Origin of the sequence: Bacteroides sp. MSK.20.12 (assembly GCF_019052435.1) — a bacterium.
Lineage (GTDB): Bacteria > Bacteroidota > Bacteroidia > Bacteroidales > Bacteroidaceae > Bacteroides > Bacteroides xylanisolvens.
Genome location: NZ_JAHQVH010000001.1, coordinates 186,363 through 204,508 on the forward strand (window position 1 = coordinate 186,363; position 18,146 = coordinate 204,508).

Sequence of the window (18,146 nt, forward strand, 5' to 3'; positions counted from 1 at the left end):
TCAAACATGAGTCGTTTTTGTTTATTCTTATATTTATATTAATCAAGTGTGAAAAGCTTCCTTCCCCTGATAACTCTTTTTAGTAGCTTAATTCCATTGCTTTTCGATATTCTTTTTTATATTTGCCTACGTTAATGAAGGAGATACGACAATTGAGAGATAAAATATTGATAGGATGCATATTGTGTCTGTTCTCTTTTATATCAAAGGGGGCAGCCAATAATTATATAATGAATCCTTATACCCATCAGGAAATCTCTGCCGACTCCATCATAGAACGTGTGATGACCTTTGCGCCTTTGTATGAAACGATAGTCAGCGATTATCGCGCGAACCTATATATAAAAGGTAAGATGGACATTCAGAAGAAGAATTTTATTCTCCGTTATGTGCCTTCCATGTTTCGTTTGCAAAAGGGTGTTCGCGAATATCTGCTTGAAACGTACAGTGACCTGCATTATACGGCTCCCAATATTTACGACCAGAAAGTAAAAGCCTCCCAGGGAACGGTGAGAGGAAACAGGGGATTGCCGGGCTTGCTCGAATACTTTAATGTAAATATCTACTCTTCGTCTCTGCTGAATGATGAACGCTTGTTATCACCACTGGCTAAAAACGGACAGAAATACTATAAATACCAGATAGACAGTGTGATGGGAGATCCTAATAATCTGGATTATCGAGTCCGCTTTATTCCCCGTACCAAGAGCGATCAGTTGGTAGGTGGATATATGGTGGTTAGCAGCAACGTCTGGAGTGTTCGTGAAATCCGTTTTTCGGGAAGATCGGAACTGATAACATTTACCTGTTGGATTCAGATGGGAGATGTCGGCAAGAAAAATGAATTCCTGCCGGTGCGTTATGATGTAGAAGCCCTTTTCAAATTCCTCGGAAATAAGGTGGATGGTAATTATACCGCTTCTTTAGATTATAAATCCATCGAACTGAAAGAAAAGAAGGTACGTAAGAAAGAGAAGAGGAAATATAATCTTTCGGAATCTTTCTCCTTGCAGTGTGATACGAATGCTTATAAGACGGACGCCTCTACCTTTGCTATCATGCGCCCGATCCCTTTGAACGAGAGCGAGAAAAAACTATATTTCGACAATGCGCTTAGACGTGACACGGCTACCATACAAAAGCCATCCAAGAGTCAGGCCTTTTGGGGAACAATGGGTGACTTGATGGTAGAAGATTATAAATTCAATTTGTCCAATATCGGAAGCGTACGGTTCTCTCCGTTTATAAATCCGCTTTTATTCAGTTATAGCGGAAGCAACGGTTTGTCTTATCGACAGGATTTCCGTTACAACCGTCTTTTCAGAGGGGATAAATTACTTCGTATTGTGCCGAAACTCGGATATAACTTTACGCGTAAAGAGTTCTACTGGTCGTTGAATGCCGACTTTGAATACTGGCCGCAGAAACGGGGATTCTTCCGGTTGAATGTGGGTAATGGTAACCGTATTTATAGCAGTAAGGTGCTGGATGAACTGAAAGCTATGCCGGATAGTATCTTTAATTTCGATTTAATTCATCTTGATTATTTCAAGGACTTGTATTTTAACTTCCGCCATACAGTTGAGATAGTCAACGGACTGGATATCGGTCTGGGTTTCTCTGCCCATAAAAGAACAGCCGTAGAGCCTTCCCGTTTTGTGATTACCGGTGATTATCCGATGCCGCCTCCGGAGTTTATGGATAAATTCAAGAACACTTATATCAGTTTCGCTCCCCGCATCCGGATAGAGTGGACGCCGGGACTCTATTATTATATGAACGGAAAGCGAAAGATAAACTTACATTCTATCTATCCAACTTTCTCGGTTGATTATGAACGGGGAATTAAAGGAGTATTTAAAAGTACGGGCGAATATGAAAGAATAGAGTTTGACCTTCAGCATCAAATCCGGATGGGATTGATGCGTAATATTTATTATCGTTTCGGATTCGGGGCATTCACCAATCAGGATGAACTGTATTTTGTGGACTTTGCCAATTTCTCCCGCCATAATCTTCCCGTAGGTTGGAATGATGAAATCGGCGGAGTATTTCAGGTGCTTGACTCACGTTGGTATAACTCCTCCCGTCGTTATGTGCGGGGACATTTCACCTACGAAGCTCCGTTCCTTATTCTCCGGCATCTGATGAAGTACACCCGTTATGTGCAGAATGAACGTATTTACATCAGTGCACTTTCTATGCCGCATCTTCAACCTTATCTGGAAGTCGGATATGGCATCGGTACGCATGTTTTCGACGTGGGAGTCTTCGTAAGCAGCGAAAACTGGAAATTCGGAGGAATAGGCTGTAAGTTCACGTTTGAGTTGTTCAACCGATAGTTTTTCCCCGTTCCGGTTGTTTTATCGAAAGATTATACTTATCTTTGTATAAGAGAGGATGAGGGCCGAATTTAGCATCAAAGAGGTGTAGTCGCCTCGTAAGCACAGGTATTTTTCCTAGAAAATAAATTCTAAGGTATAAATACCTAAATTTATTTTAGTAAATAACTCATCCTCTCTTCTCTTTGTTTATATACATAATACAAAATGGACGGAATTCTAATAACGATACTTATTGTCACTGGTTTTCTGATTTATAAGATGATTTCCTCAAGCAGAAAACAAGAGGGGTATAAAAGATGGAAAGCGACAGACGGTAGTAAGGAAGAAAAGACTACTAAAGTAAAATGGGAGCATGGAGCCTGGCTTAGGCATGCTTTGGGAGCGACAGTTTCAAGAGCACAGTATGTTCAAAAGTATGATGAATCGGCTGTTGTCTGGTGTGCCAATCTGTTGGGAATGGAAACGGGACAATTGAAGGAAATACTACGAAACGTTTCTGTACATTACCGGGAATTTTGGATGAGAAAAAGAAAAGGAGGGTATCGTATGATCTCTGCTCCTAACAAAACAATGCAATCCATTCAAGCGACTATTAATTCTCGTATATTATCACCTGTAACGATGATTCATCCGGCAGCGGTAGGTTTCCGGAACGGTCATTCTGTAGTCGACAATGCCAATCCTCATTTAGGAAAGCGGTATGTGTTGAAAATGGATATTCATGATTTTTTCTTTTCTATACGGAGTCCGAGAGTGAAAAAGACATTTGAGAAGATCGGTTATCCGGAAAATGTATCTAAAGTATTGGGAACGTTGTGTTGTTTGCACAGACACTTGCCGCAGGGAGCGCCTACAAGTCCGTCGTTAAGTAATATCGTTAGTTATGAGATGGATAGGAAGTTGGCGGCATTGGCAGCGGAATACGGACTGACTTATACCCGGTATGCCGATGACCTGACTTTTTCGGGAGATGTATTTCCCAAAGAGCAGATTATTCCCCGTATTAAACAAATCATTCGTGATGAGAAATTCGAACCGAATCATAAAAAGACCCGTTTCATCAATGAGTATGGTAGAAAGATTATCACGGGAGTGTCCATCTCTTCCGGTGTGAAACTGACTATCCCTAAAGCCAGAAAGAGGGAAATCCGGAAGAATGTCTATTTCATTCTGACGAAAGGTTTGGCAGAACATCAGCGACGGATTGGTTCGAGTGATCCTGTCTATCTAAAACGGCTGATTGGAGAGCTGTGTTATTGGCGGTCAATAGAACCGGACAATAGCTATGTATCCGATTCTATTGCTGCCCTGAAACGTTTGGAGAAAGGGTATTGATCTAATTCCTGTCACCTGAATCTACTAGACAGGATCACTCGAACCAACATTTAATCCGCAATCGTCACCCGTTCGTTTTCAATTTTGGCATAATTCCTTTTCACGGCTTCGCGAATACCTCTTTGCATGGCAGCGTCTATGTTCGATCCCATACGGGCAAAGCCGAATTGTTGTGCACATGCTTTTATCAAATCTGCCACAGGCAGGCTGATGGAGTCTGTCAACAGTTGTCGGATGGCATTGGCTATCTCTTCAGGAGCTATATCTGTCGCTTCCCGCTCGGAAACCGGACGATAAATAGAGTAGGAGATACATTGCTCTCTGTTTTTCCAGCAGAAAACAAATCCTTCATGTTCGGTGCGATAGATATTTAGTGTATCTAAAGCCGTCTCTATCTGTGTTTCTACCCGTGCTCCCAAACGACTGATTCCCCATTCAGACAGAATCTTCTTGCAAAGCAATGATTTGCTGACCGGAGCTTCGTTCTCTATAATCTTCTGTATTTGAGAAGTGAGGATAGAATAGCTTTCACTAAAGAAAAAGTCTTCCGGCGAATAGCTGCCTGGAGTGATCTTTGCCGATCGGTACTTTTGCTGTATTCCGCTTTGTGCGGAAGATGCGGAAGCAGTTTGCTTTTCAGAAGTGGCAGGTGATGCTTTGAGTACAAATGAAATTTCATTGTTATCTCTCTCTGCAGTCGGTACTGCTTCTTTTATTGACTCTTCTTTTGTTATTTTTTCTTTGTCTGTCGACTCTTTGTTCACAGATTCTTTTTCTGCTGTCATTGGATCAGATCCAATTCCGATGCTTGTCGTTGTTTTGGCATTAACCTTTGAACTCATTTTGCGTGCGATAGCCTCTTGAATAGCTGCTATTACTTCGTCTGGTTTTTCCCACCAGTCCATAGTCCATATTCGGTAGATATCCCAGCCGAGTGCTTTCAGTACATTGTTTTGCACAATTTCCCGGTCACGTGCGGTCTTGGTACGTTTGTAGTTTTTGCCGTCGCAGATAATACCTAATTGATAGTTGGAGGTATTTTCGGTGTCAACGATACCTATATCTATTTTGTAACCGGAGCATCCGATGTCTGTATGCACGGTGTATCCCAATGAACGCAGTTTATCGGCAATGATATTCTCGATGGAGGCTGCTGCTTCCGTTGATTGGGCTGTCACACTGTTGATTGTATTCCTAGTTCCTTTCTCCGCATATTCGAGGAAACGTTTTAATCCGGCCACTCCGATAGAGGAAGTCCGGTTCAGGTCAATCATATCCGATCTTAAAGTGGAATAGATAATCATCTCATACCGGGCACGTGAAACGGCCACATTCAACCTTCTTTCGCCACCTACCCGGTTCAATGGGCCGAAATTCATGCTGACACGTCCTTCTGCATCCGGACCGTAGCCCACAGAAAAGAGAATAACGTCCCGTTCATCTCCCTGCACATTCTCCAGGTTTTTGATAAACAACGGTTCGTCACATTCCAGGGCAAGAGTTTCCAGTTCAGGATGGAAGATAAAGAGGTCGGAAAGTAAGTCTTCTATCAAGGCTTGCTGAACGATGCTGAAAGTCACCACACCGATACTTTTCTTTCTCAATTCCTCGCTTCTCAATCTTCTGGCTATTTCGTCTACTACCGCTTGAGCTTCCGCCCGGTTTTGGCGCGATTTGCCTTTATCATAATAACCGTTGATGTTGACTATCCTGACTTTCGATTCAATGTTGTCTGGAGAAGGGAAAGTCATCAGTTTGTTATCGTAATATTCGGAGTTGCTGAAAGCGATGAGGCTCTCATGTTTGCTCCGATAATGCCATAATAAATATTTGGAAGGGATAGACAAAGCAAGGCAGTCGTCAAGAATACTCTCCAAATCCTCCATCTCAATATTATCTTCATCTACGGTGCTGACCGAGAAGAAGCTGGTAGGAGGCATCTGTTTCGGGTCCCCCACGATAATCACATTTTTGCCTCGGGCAATAGCGCCCACCGCTTCATAAGTAGGCATCTGTGATGCTTCATCAAAGACAATCAAATCGAATTTGTCGGCATCCGTATCAATGAATTGAGCGACGGAAAGCGGGCTCATCAGCATACACGGACACATACGCGACAATAAAGTAGGAATCTGGTCGAACAGCTTGCGGATGGATATACCACGGGCATTGTTGCGGATATTCTTTTGAAGGATGCCCACTTCGGAACTTTGGATAGCTTCGTGAGTAAAAGACGGAATGTTGGAAGCCAGTCGCGCAAACAATTCTTTTTTGGTCGTTTCTTCGAATTTGGCGGATATTTGTTTGTATTTAGCAATAATATCGTTGAAAATCTTGCCGTTGAATAATTCCAACGTGGGTTCTTTGGCAATGATATACTGAATAACCGCCTGGTAGAAACTCTTGCAGAAGATGTCTGTCAGTTGGTCGGTAGGGATATTCTTTTCCTTATATTCTGTCGCGACAAATCCGATTCCCAGTTTATTCAGAGTTTGGTATGCTTGTAACCACTGATACCAGTCTTTGAGTTTGTCGAGGTTATCTTTCCAGGTTTGGGCTTTTGATAGCGCAATCGTTATCCAGTCGGCTGAAGAGGTATAAAGCTCTTCTGTTGATATACCCAACGTGCCGGACAACTTCTTTTCAATGACTGTGAGTGTATCCGACAACTGGTACAGTTCATTGAAAGAGTGAGCGTGAATATCTCTGAATGTTTGAATTCCTTCTGTGAGCTGTACAGACAAATTCTGTTTGATTTGTGACACCTTGGCTATGTCCTTTGCGTAATTCAGCAAATGTGAGTGAAGAGAAGCCATATCATTGATAATCTGCTCAATGGCAGTCCAATCCTCATTCTTGCCGAATCGTCCGAACAAAGAGGGGAGTTGGCCGGTGTATTTCTGAACAGCGTCCTCTTCTTCCTGATACCGGATAATCCGGTGGAGTAGCGGTTTGATGTCTTCTGTTTCAATGGTTTTTAAAGCATAGATGTTGATAGCCTTTTTGATTTTTCGCTGACCGAAATATCTGGGAAGGAACCATTGATCGGATACCCGGTTCCATTCGGCTACCGTCTGCTTTGCGTTGATAGACAGAATCTCTTTGGTGAATCCTGCCTCTATTTCTTTTCTTTGTTCATCACGTTTTTGCCCATGAACCACCACTTCACGATATTCATTCAGCGTTTCATTCAATAACGGCAGAGTCAGCAATCCCGGAGTCAGCTCCGGAATATCGAGTATTCTCCGGATGATACAGGCAATCGTTTGGAAATCCTTGCGTGTAGGATGTATATCCGTATCTTTCAGAAGTACGGAAAATACATCCAACTTCTGCCGAATGGTATTTAATAAATCAATGAAACCGGTAAGTAATTGAGAGGCTTCTTCTTTTCCGGCAGATGAATATTCGGAAATCGAGATACCTGTTAATGGATGCCGATAAGGGTGTCCGCACGCATTGGCGGTTCTGACCAACGATTCAATAGCCTCTTCCCATTGCGCAAATGTATCCTTGTCTAATGTATCCAGATAAGGTTGTGGAATCTCAAAACAAGGTTCGACGTCTACAGATTGATAATGGATAATGGCGTCGTATAGTGAAATTCCGAACGGATATTCTTTATGCAGGGCTTCAATATACTGATTCAGTTCTGCCCGCAAATTCAGCAAACGTTCCGCTTCCTTTTTGAATTCTTCGGGAGGTGTCTGCCTGATAATTTCCGTTGTTTCTTTCAGTTGTGAAATAACGGCGGATTTCTTTGTTTTGTTGGAATGAATTTCCAAACAGAACGGAGCCAAACCGATAGCTGCCAGTCGGTTTTGAACAACGGAGAGGGCAGCCATTTTTTCCGCAACGAATAAGACACGTTTTCCTTTGTAAAGCGCGTTGGCGATGATATTGGTAATTGTTTGCGATTTACCCGTTCCCGGAGGGCCGTGCAGGATAAAAGTCTTATCGTGTACGGCTTCGTAAATGGCTTCCAATTGCGAAGAATCGGCGATGATAGGCAAAACGATGTCCGTTGGCGACAGTTGTTTGTCCATATCCGTTGCGTCTATTTCTTCTGTTGCGGCTTCCCATTCTATCTTTCCGTTAATGAGGCTTGAAACAATTTTGTTCTGAACCAGTTTATTGGCATTATTGTGAATGTCATTCCACATGATGAACTTATTGAAAGAGAAGATGCCTAAGATGGCCTGCTCTTCCACGTCCCATTTGCGTTGGTTTTTGATACTGTTACGAATGATGGAATAAATCAGTTTGACGTTAACGCCGCTTTCATCGGTGGGCAACGGGTCTAATCCCGATACGGTAATTCCGAAGTTCTGGCGAAGCATTTCTAATAACGTAATATTCATCATCGTTTCCTCTTCCCGTGAACGGATCACATAGCCTTTAGCTGCCGATTTACGGATGATTTCAACCGGCATTAGCAGGATGGGAGCGTAGCGGGGACGTTCGCTGGAAGGAGTCTCGTACCATTTCAAAAGTCCGAGAGCCAGATAAAGAGTGTTGGCCCCGTTCTCTTCAATAGAGGTACGCGAGGAACGGTATAGGTGAGTCAGTGCTTTGCCTAAATCGTTTTCGGACAGATAAAAACGCAGTCTTTTCTGTGAAAGCTCCGAGTTGATGAAACCAACCACCGGATCAGACTCCGGTACAGAGGAATAAATTCCGAAATCCATCGCCGGGCTTTCCCAATCGGCAGGGCGGTGCAGGATGCGGAATTCTTCTCCGTCAGCTAATGCATCTTCCAGGCAAGCCAGATTAGCCGGGATCAGTTGGAGCGTGTTTTTGGTAATCCGGATATTCAGCAGGTTGTTGCGAAGGCTCAAGTCCAGCAATCGCCTTTCCCATAACAGTTGTTTGGTGATTACGGTCTGGGTTTCATTGCCCGATAAATCATACGGATTGATACTTTGCGGGGTGGCATGAACGGCACTTTTCTGAATGTTGGTCTCTTTTTCGTCGACTTCCCATACCTGTCCGTGCAAAATACGTTGAGGGATGGGGCGTACACCCGAATATCTCGCTCTCTTGATGTCTATTGCAAGAAGGAAGTTATTCCCGTCTGCCAACTTTCCGTTTGCTTTCTTCACCGCATCGTCAAAATCGGACGAATGTCCCATATTCATGCAGGTCGTTTCAACCAAAGTAATGTCGTAGATTCCTTCCGCTGTTCTTTTCGTTAATAGAGAAACATCATCAATCGTAGGATCCGGGAAAGTTTCCGGCACCAGCCAGGCTCCTGCAAAGGCATGCCCTTGCGTGATGACGATTAAAGCATTCAGCCCGATTGCCTCCAGACAGGAAGCATAGAGCAAAGCCATATCCAGGCAGGTTCCCAATTTCTGTGCCATCACAGAATCGGCTAACCGGACACGCTGCCCATATTCTTCGAAACTGGCGGGAACGGTACTATATATAATCTGTTGCTCCGCGATAGCCGTATAGATGGCAGCCATCTGTTTCCTCACCCTGTCCGGAGTGCGGCTTTGATATTCATCGAGAGACGGGTTGCCGGTCCATTGCCCCAGGATGGAAGCTGCTCTTTTGATAATCGGTGAGATAGCCGTATGATTGGGAGTGATAAAAGCAGCCAGCATTTCGGGCAATACGTTGAGTCCGCCCCATTGGTCGTATGCCAGGATGTCGATAGGATATGTTTGGCAGAATATCGGTTCCGCTTCAGCAGTAATTTCAATTTTCAGGTTGCCGGATAAACGTTCGGTCAGTTGTGTGAAGTAGTTGGCGGACAAAGTGAGATTGAATGACGACAGACGGATCGAACCGTTTGCCGGGATCTGTTCCACAGCCATCGGAGCGGCGTTTCCGAAAGTCGGTTCTGTCGTGATTACTACTTGAATGTCCTTCAGTGGGACAGATGTCGTGTTCTCAATAGAAAGCTGATGAATGACCGATGCTCCGTTTTGTTGTATCGCAAAATTAATAAGCGGTAAATAGTCGCATTGCACCTTGACTTTGTCCAATCTCTCGTCCATGGCAAAAACTGTATAAATTAAGAATTGCAATATTACAAAAAATACGGATATAAATCTCTTTTCTTCTGCCATTCTTTTGTCAATCAAGAAAATATTTCTACCTTTGCGCCCGATTTATAGATAATATAATGTCTTATTTAATTAAAGTATTAAACAATTTTATTATTAATGGAAAACTTAAAGAACGTAGCTCCTATTGAAGATTTCAACTGGGATGCTTATGAAAATGGCGAAACAGTAACCAACGTTAGCCACGATGAACTTGAAAAAGCTTACGACGGTACGCTTAACAAAGTGAACGACCGTGAGGTTGTTGACGGAACCGTAATCGCAATGAACAAGCGTGAAGTAGTTGTGAACATCGGTTACAAATCAGACGGTATCATCCCTTTGAATGAATTCCGTTACAATCCGGACCTGAAAGTAGGTGATACTGTAGAAGTATACATCGAAAACCAGGAAGACAAAAAAGGACAGCTCGTTCTGTCACACAGAAAAGCCCGCGCTACTCGTTCTTGGGATCGCGTTAACGCTGCTCTGGAAAATGAAGAAATTATCAAGGGTTACATCAAGTGCCGCACGAAGGGTGGTATGATCGTAGACGTATTCGGAATCGAAGCATTCTTGCCGGGTTCTCAAATCGACGTTAAACCGATCCGCGACTATGATGTATTCGTTGGCAAAACAATGGAATTCAAAGTGGTTAAAATTAACCAGGAATTCAAAAACGTTGTTGTATCTCACAAGGCTCTTATCGAAGCTGAACTGGAACAACAGAAGAAAGAAATCATCGGTAAACTCGAAAAAGGACAAGTTCTTGAAGGAACTGTTAAAAATATCACATCTTACGGTGTATTCATCGACCTTGGTGGCGTAGACGGTTTGATCCACATCACTGACCTTTCTTGGGGACGTGTTAGCGATCCGAAAGAAGTGGTTGAACTGGATCAGAAGCTCAACGTTGTTATCCTTGACTTCGATGACGAAAAGAAACGTATCGCTCTTGGCTTGAAACAACTGACTCCGCACCCATGGGATGCTCTTGATACTGACTTGAAGGTTGGTGACAAGGTGAAAGGTAAAGTGGTTGTTATGGCTGACTACGGTGCATTCATCGAAATCGCTGCTGGCGTAGAAGGTTTGATCCACGTTTCAGAAATGTCTTGGAGCCAACACCTGCGTTCTGCACAAGATTTCATGAAGGTAGGCGACGAAGTAGAAGCTGTTGTTCTTACACTTGACCGCGAAGAACGTAAGATGTCTTTGGGTATCAAACAACTGAAACAAGATCCATGGGAAACAATCGAAGAAAAGTATCCTGTAGGTTCTAAGCATACTGCAAAAGTACGTAACTTCACTAACTTCGGTGTATTCGTAGAAATCGAAGAAGGTGTAGACGGCTTGATCCACATCTCTGACCTTTCTTGGACTAAGAAAGTAAAACACCCATCAGAATTTACTCAGATTGGTGCTGACATCGAAGTTCAGGTATTGGAAATCGATAAAGACAACCGTCGTTTGAGCCTTGGCCACAAACAACTCGAAGAAAATCCTTGGGATGTATTCGAAACTGTGTTCACTGTAGGTTCTGTACACGAAGGTACTATCATCGAAATGTTGGATAAGGGTGCTGTTGTAGCTCTTCCTTACGGTGTAGAAGGTTTCGCAACTCCGAAACACCTTGTAAAAGAAGACGGTTCACAAGCACAGTTGGATGAGAAACTTGAATTCAAAGTGATCGAGTTCAACAAAGACGCTAAGAGAATCATCTTGTCTCACAGCCGTATCTTCGAAGATGTAGCTAAAGCTGAAGAAAGAGCAGAAAAGAAAGCTGCTTCTGGCGCAAAGAAAGCATCTTCTGGTAAGAGAGAAGATTCTCCGATGATCCAAAACCAAGCTGCTTCAACTACTCTGGGCGACATCGACGCTCTGGCTGCATTGAAAGAACAGTTGGAAGGAAAGAAATAATCTGAACAGAATATTTTTTGATGAAGGCGCTCCCGGTTGGGGGCGCCTTTTTTTATTCACCACAGAGGACGTAGAGGACACAGAGGGTAAGAAGGGTAAGGAGGATATGGAGAGGATATGGAGGACAGGAAGGATATGGAGAATACAGAGGGTGTGAAAGCTTGATTTAACAAACTAACGATGGCGATATATTTTATTTATATAAATCTACCCTCTGCGTCCTCCGTGTCCTCTGTGGTGAATAGAAAAAAAAGTTTCTTCCTTTGCGAGATTGAATCTGAAATGCTTTATCTTTGCATACCATGGAAAAATTTGAGTTACATATATTGGGATGCGGTTCCGCTTTGCCTACCACGCGACATTTTGCGACCTCTCAAGTCGTGAACCTGCGTGAAAAACTATTTATGATTGATTGTGGCGAGGGAGCACAAATGCAGTTACGTCGTTCGCGACTGAAATTTTCCCGATTGAATCATATCTTCATCTCTCATCTACATGGTGACCATTGTTTCGGATTGTTGGGGCTGATTTCTACATTCGGATTATTGGGAAGAACAGCCGATTTGCATATTCATTCTCCACGAGGACTGGAAGAACTGTTTGCACCGATGCTTGCTTTCTTTTGTAAGACTTTGACTTATAAGGTGTTCTTCCATGAATTCGAAACGAAAGAACCGATGCTCATTTACGATGACCGTTCGGTGACTGTGACCACCATCCCTTTAAAACATCGAATTCCCTGTTGCGGTTTCCTTTTTGAAGAGAAACAGCGTCCGAACCATATCATCAGAGACATGGTGGACTTTTATAAAGTCCCGGTCTATGAACTGAACCGTATCAAGAACGGAGCAGACTTTGTAACTCCCGAAGGAGAAGTAATACCCAATTTGCGTCTGACCCGTCCTTCGGCTCCGGCTCGTAAATATGCTTATTGCTCCGATACAATCTATCGCCCGTCGCTTGCCGAACAAATCAGCAATGTAGATTTGCTTTTCCATGAGGCTACCTTTGCGCAGACAGAGCAGGCACGTGCCAAGGAAACTTATCATACTACGGCTGCGCAAGCCGCACAACTAGCTTTGGACGCCAATGTGAAACAATTGGTGATCGGACACTTTTCAGCCCGTTACGAGGATGAATCTATTCTATTTGATGAAGCATCCGCCATTTTCCCGCAAACCATTTTAGCGAAAGAGAATATGTGTATTGACGTTGATGGAGGAACTGTGTATGAGAAATAGACGCCTGCTTTGGGGAGCGGTAATCCTGTTCGTCGTTTGTTTGGCAGCCTGTAAGAAAGAGAAACCCCAATCTCCGATACCGGACTCATTGGCTTCCCTGCAAGAACTGTTCAACCCTGCTTATCAAATAGATGCCGACAGTATTCGTCTGATGATTCGTTCCTATTTGAACGAAAGCCCCGTAACTCCCTGGGATTCGGCTTTGTTGGCCCATTATCGGGAAAAAGATGAATTCTTCTGGTTGAATGACTCGCTCGTGTCCGATAAACCTGCCGCACAGGTGGCGGACTCTATGTTGTTCTGGCTGGGAGACATTTCACGGCATGGTATTAACCCGAATCTTTATTCGGTCGATAGCATCCGTGAGAGATTGCAACAAATACGTTCTTTGAAGTTGCAGGAAGGAAAGACAATGAACCGTCTGTTGGCAGATGTGGAATATCAGTTGACAGCCGCATATCTTTCGTATGTGTGCCAGTTGAAGTTTGGTTTCCTGCCTTCGGAACGCAGATGGAATGATTCGATCAATCGTATTCCCTTAAAACATTGTGATGTTACTTTTGCAAATGCCGCCCTCGATTCATTGCGTGCAAATCCAATTGCTGCTCTTCGTGGAGCACAACCTTCTTCTCCGCTTTATCGCAAGATGCAGGAAGAACTGGTTCGTGTAAATGCTTGGGGGAAAACGGATACTACGGATTATTACCGGAATCGTCTGTTGGTAAATATGGAGCGGGCACGTTGGCAATATGCATTGGATAAAGGACAGAAATATGTGATAGCCAATGTGGCGGCATTCATGTTGCAGGCAATCAACGAAGAAACGGACTCTATTCTGGAGATGCGTATCTGTGTGGGGAGTGTGAAAAATAAAACTCCTCTGTTGTCGAGCAGGATTTATTATATGGAACTGAATCCGTATTGGAATGTACCTCAAAGTATTATCCGGAAAGAAATCATCCCTACTTATCGCAGAGATACGACCTATTTCACCCGTAACCGCATGAAGGTATACGATAAGAACGGCTTGCAAGTAAATCCTCATCAGGTTAATTGGGCTAAATATGCAGGAAAAGGTGTACCTTATACGGTGAAGCAGGATAATAAAACGGGGAATTCATTGGGACGCATCATCTTCCGTTTCCCTAACCCTCATTCCGTATACCTGCACGATACTCCTTCCCGGTGGGCTTTCACGTTGAAGAACCGGGCAGTGAGCCACGGTTGCGTCCGCCTTCAGAAAGCACTCGACTTCGCTTTCTTCTTGTTGAAAGAACCGGATGAATTATTGGAAGACCGTATCCGTATTGCAATGGATATCAAGCCGGTGAGTGAAGAGGGGAAGAAGCTGCCTGTCAGTGCGGCCTATCGCGAACTGAAACATTATAGTTTAGAGAAATATATACCTTTATTTATAGATTATCAGACGGTTTATCTGTCTGCCGATAATAATTTGAGGTATTGTGAGGACATTTATAAATATGATTCGTCTTTACTAGAAGCAATGAACAACCTGAATTTGAAACCATAAATAAACATACAGATACAAGAGATTATGATTCCTTATAACGAACGCGAAGTTCTGAAACTCCTTCAGGAGGAGAGTACACAGCGGAAAGGATTTGAAATGATTGTGGCGCAGTATAGCGAGCAATTATATTGGCAAATCCGCCGGATGGTACTGTCGCATGAGGATGCGAACGATCTCCTGCAAAACACTTTCATCAAGGCATGGACGAATATTGATTATTTCCGTGCCGAGGCGAAACTGTCTACCTGGCTCTATCGCATCGCGCTGAACGAATGTCTTACCTTCCTGAACAAGCAGCGCGCTATGACTACCGTGGATATTGACGATCCTGAAGCTGCGATTGTGCAGAAGCTGGAAAGTGACTCCTACTTTTCGGGCGACGAAATACAGTTGTGTCTGCAAAAAGCTCTATTGACTTTGCCGGAAAAACAACGTATGGTGTTCAACCTGAAATATTATCAGGAAATGAAATACGAAGAGATGTCGGAAATCTTCGGTACATCGGTTGGTGCGCTCAAAGCGTCATATCATCATGCGGTGAAGAAAATAGAGAAGTTTTTAGAAGAAATAGATTAAACCTTTTAAATTGGACGTTGTCTAAGTAAAAGAGAGGAGAAAAACGTATGAAAGAAGAAGATATCCTATTGAAGAAGCTTGGTAAGGAAAATTCCTTCAAAGTGCCTGATGGTTACTTTGAAAACCTGACTTCGGAGGTAATGAATAAACTTCCTGAAAAAGAAAAAGTAGTTTTCAAGGAAGAATCTGTCAGCACATGGACAAGACTGAAACCATTGCTCTATCTCGCTGCTATGTTTGTAGGTGCGGCCCTGATTATCCGGGTAGCGTCGACAGATCACAAGCCTGCTGCGGTCGATGAAGTGGCGGTGACGGAGGTGGATACTGAAGTCGTATCGGACGAAATGCTGGATGTGGCACTAGACCGTGCTATGCTGGATGATTATTCGTTATATGTTTATTTGAGTGACACAAGTGTAGAATGATTTATTAAAACTGATTGAATACAGAAAATGAGAAAACTAATCGCATGGGTTGTTTTGTTGTGTGGCTTTATGCCTGTTCTTTGGGCTGCTGACGGATGTGATCAGCATTTATCCCGGGAGGAGTTCAGGGCAAAACAAAAGGAATTCATTACCGAACAGGCAGGATTGAGTAAAAAGGAGGCAGCCAAGTTCTTTCCCGTCTATTTTGAACTCCAGGATAAGAAGAAGAAGCTGAATGATGAATCGTGGGATTTGATGCGCAAAGGTAAAGATGATAAGACAACGGAAGCTCAATATGCAGAAATCAACGATAAGATAGCCAACAATCGTATTGCTGCCGATCAGCTTGATAAGACTTATCTGGGTAAGTTCAAAAGGATTCTTTCCAGTAAGAAGATATTTCTCGTGCAGCGTGCGGAAATGCGCTTCCACCGGGAGATGATAAAAGGAATGAATCGTGGCAAGGATAAAGGAAACGATTCGAAGAAGAAATAAAGAAAAACAGAGCGTCTAACTCGTATGAATAGACGTTCTGTTTGAGTAAAATAGAGGCTCTACTCGCACGGAATAGAGCCTCTATTTTTTTATTTAGATAGCATTGATTTTAAGTATTCTATTTCTGCAATCAATAGTGGAATATCCTGTTTGGCATGTATTATGAACTCCCAATCATCTTTCAATGATGGCATGTAAATCAATGTTACTCATAGGTCTTACAGTCCTTTTTTCTTTGCTTCATTCCAAATAGCATCCATCTCTTCAAGAGACATATCCTTCAGGCTTTTTCCTTCCTTGATAGTATGTTCTTCCAAATAATTGAAGCGACGGATAAACTTTTGGTTGGTAAGTTCCAAAGCGTTATCAGGATTGATCTTGTAGAGACGCGCTGCATTGATAAGGCTAAACATAACGTCGCCGAATTCAGCTTCCGCCTTGTCCTTATCCATATTAGCTACTTCATCCTGAAATTCTCCGATTTCTTCCTTCACTTTATCCCATACCTGTTCACGCTCTTCCCAGTCGAAACCTACATTACGGGCTTTGTCTTGAATACGATAAGCCTTGATGAGCGAGGGGAGGGCAGCGGGTACACCGCTCAATACACTCTTATTGCCGTCTTTCTCCTTTAGCTTCAACTGTTCCCAATTTTCGGAAACTTGTCCTGCTGTCTCTGCTTTTACCTCTCCGAATACATGCGGGTGACGGAAAATCAGTTTATCACACAGTTTGTCGCAAACATCTTTGATGTCAAAATCTCCTGTTTCCGAGCCTATCTTGGCATAGAAAGCAACGTGCAATAATACGTCGCCCAATTCCTTGCAGATTTCTTTCTTGTCATCCCTCATCAGGGCGTCGCAAAGTTCGTAAGTCTCTTCTATGGTGTTGGGACGCAGACTTTCATTGGTCTGTTTGCGGTCCCAGGGACATTTAACACGCAGTTCGTCGAGAATGTCCAGGAAGCGTCCGAAGGCTTCCATCTGTTCTTGTCTGGTATGTGACATAAATATATCTATTTTTTGTTCTTGATTTTTATTTCTTTTTCCACTCCTGATAGGAAATCAGCAGTCCCACAACTTCCGAATAGTTTTGCCGTCCGCTTTCTATCTTATTCCCTTTCAGATAAAGATCATATATCCAATCCTGCACAGCACCGACCACAGGGCTATACTTGGCAGCCCAATACGCTTGATTATTCTTAGCCAATTCGATAATTTCCGGTCGGATACGTTTAAACAGTCGGGTGTATTCTTCTTCCGGGAGTAATCTTTGCGCATTTCCCAATACATGTCCCAATATAGAAAAATATCCGGAAAAACGGATTCCCATCGCTTCTGAACGGGTGCAAACCTGATAAGCATAGAAATTAGCTTCCGCTTCGCTGGTGATACCTAATAAATGGGCTAATTCGTGAGCATAAGTGGCCGGATAATTAACGGGAAGCAAATCTCCGTTAAGTGTAAACTCGCAGAAGAAAGGCCCCATGCTACCCGTTACCCCTACCATCGAAATGAAGGGAGTGAATAACATTGTTTTCACCCTCGGATGCTCGTGTGGAGGGTGATGTACGCCCAGACTATCACTTAACTGATGATAGATTCGTACAGTTTCCTCTCGTATCAAATCTTGATTGATACTATTGACAGGAGTATACGAACGGTTCAGTTGAGTAATATAATCATCTACGAATTCTTGGAAAATCTCGGGAGTATAGGCGGTATACGGGATTTCTGTTCGTTGATAGAAATTTTTCTGCGAGTAGTTCAGTCCCCATGCCAGATAGAACCATACATAAATCCATAATAAGTATTCACCGTCGCGCAATAAGATTTTCTTCCAAGGCAACTTCTTGCGGAGACGGGCATAAAAGGGATAAACAATCACGCCCGTGATGCTAAGGAAAATAAATAAATCCCCTATGGCAAAAGGAAATAAACCGGAAAAAAACGACAGGACGTAGGAGATAAGGGGATAGATTGTTTGAGAATAGATCGTTGCCAGAGCAGGAATCCATTGCGTTAGCCACACCAGGATTAATAATGCTCCTAAGGCTAAATATCTTACATTTGGCTTATTTTTCATCATTTGTATAAAATCAGTCAACAAAAATATGCATTTAATAAACGTCGCGCGAAAAAATACCTCTATATTTGCAAAAAATCTGTTAACAGTGACTTTGTGTACCTGCGTAATCAGAGAAAGTTATTCAACATAAACCGGAT

11 protein-coding genes are annotated in these 18,146 nt (G+C 43.1%); 8 read left to right on the forward strand and 3 right to left on the reverse strand.

Features of this window, described 5'->3' with window-relative positions:
• The first annotated feature begins 134 nt into the window (after window positions 1-134).
• Window positions 135-2,342, forward strand: coding sequence for a DUF5686 family protein (locus KTR06_RS00700; protein WP_074707487.1), 2,208 nt, complete (start codon window positions 135-137; stop codon window positions 2,340-2,342).
• Window positions 2,343-2,549: 207 nt separating this feature from the next.
• The gene (locus KTR06_RS00705; protein ID WP_049703296.1) at window positions 2,550-3,680 is read left to right on the forward strand and encodes a retron St85 family RNA-directed DNA polymerase; all 1,131 of its coding nucleotides are present in this window, start codon (window positions 2,550-2,552) and stop codon (window positions 3,678-3,680) included.
• A 50-nt stretch (window positions 3,681-3,730) separates the two neighbouring features.
• Here KTR06_RS00705 and KTR06_RS00710 read toward each other — a convergent pair whose 3' ends face one another.
• Entirely contained in the window at window positions 3,731-9,757 is a 6,027-nt protein-coding gene (locus KTR06_RS00710) for a DUF3320 domain-containing protein (RefSeq protein ID WP_217289851.1), read from the reverse strand.
• Window positions 9,758-9,853: 96 nt separating this feature from the next.
• Here KTR06_RS00710 and rpsA point away from each other — a divergent pair, with 96 nt between their 5' ends.
• From rpsA to KTR06_RS00740, 6 genes are all read left to right on the forward strand, one after another.
• Window positions 9,854-11,653, forward strand: a complete 1,800-nt coding sequence (rpsA, locus tag KTR06_RS00715; RefSeq protein WP_008645692.1) for a 30S ribosomal protein S1 — start codon at window positions 9,854-9,856, stop codon at window positions 11,651-11,653.
• 302 nt (window positions 11,654-11,955) lie between these two features.
• Entirely contained in the window at window positions 11,956-12,894 is a 939-nt protein-coding gene (locus tag KTR06_RS00720) for a ribonuclease Z (RefSeq protein WP_049703294.1), read from the forward strand.
• Window positions 12,884-14,425, forward strand: a complete 1,542-nt coding sequence (locus KTR06_RS00725) for a L,D-transpeptidase family protein (RefSeq protein WP_254306384.1) — start codon at window positions 12,884-12,886, stop codon at window positions 14,423-14,425. The genes KTR06_RS00720 and KTR06_RS00725 overlap by 11 nt, the downstream gene beginning before the upstream one ends.
• A 24-nt stretch (window positions 14,426-14,449) precedes the next feature.
• Window positions 14,450-15,001 (forward strand): RNA polymerase sigma factor, encoded by a 552-nt coding sequence (locus KTR06_RS00730; RefSeq protein ID WP_008016827.1) that lies wholly within the window; start codon window positions 14,450-14,452, stop codon window positions 14,999-15,001.
• A 47-nt stretch (window positions 15,002-15,048) separates the two neighbouring features.
• Window positions 15,049-15,426: a hypothetical protein gene (locus KTR06_RS00735; protein ID WP_074707479.1), complete on the forward strand. Its 378-nt coding sequence runs from the start codon at window positions 15,049-15,051 to the stop codon at window positions 15,424-15,426.
• A 27-nt stretch (window positions 15,427-15,453) separates the two neighbouring features.
• Window positions 15,454-15,921 carry a hypothetical protein gene (locus tag KTR06_RS00740; RefSeq protein WP_074707476.1) on the forward strand — a complete coding sequence of 156 codons (468 nt, stop codon included), beginning with the start codon at window positions 15,454-15,456 and terminating at the stop codon, window positions 15,919-15,921.
• A gap of 218 nt (window positions 15,922-16,139) precedes the next feature.
• Here the strand turns inward: KTR06_RS00740 and mazG are convergent, their stop codons facing one another.
• Entirely contained in the window at window positions 16,140-16,928 is a 789-nt protein-coding gene (gene mazG / locus KTR06_RS00745; protein WP_008020955.1) for a nucleoside triphosphate pyrophosphohydrolase, read from the reverse strand.
• Window positions 16,929-16,956: 28 nt separating this feature from the next.
• On the reverse strand, window positions 16,957-18,009 hold the full coding sequence (locus KTR06_RS00750; RefSeq protein WP_074707474.1) for a DUF3810 domain-containing protein: 1,053 nt from the start codon (window positions 18,007-18,009) through the stop codon (window positions 16,957-16,959).
• Between the last annotated feature and the right edge of the window lie 137 nt (window positions 18,010-18,146).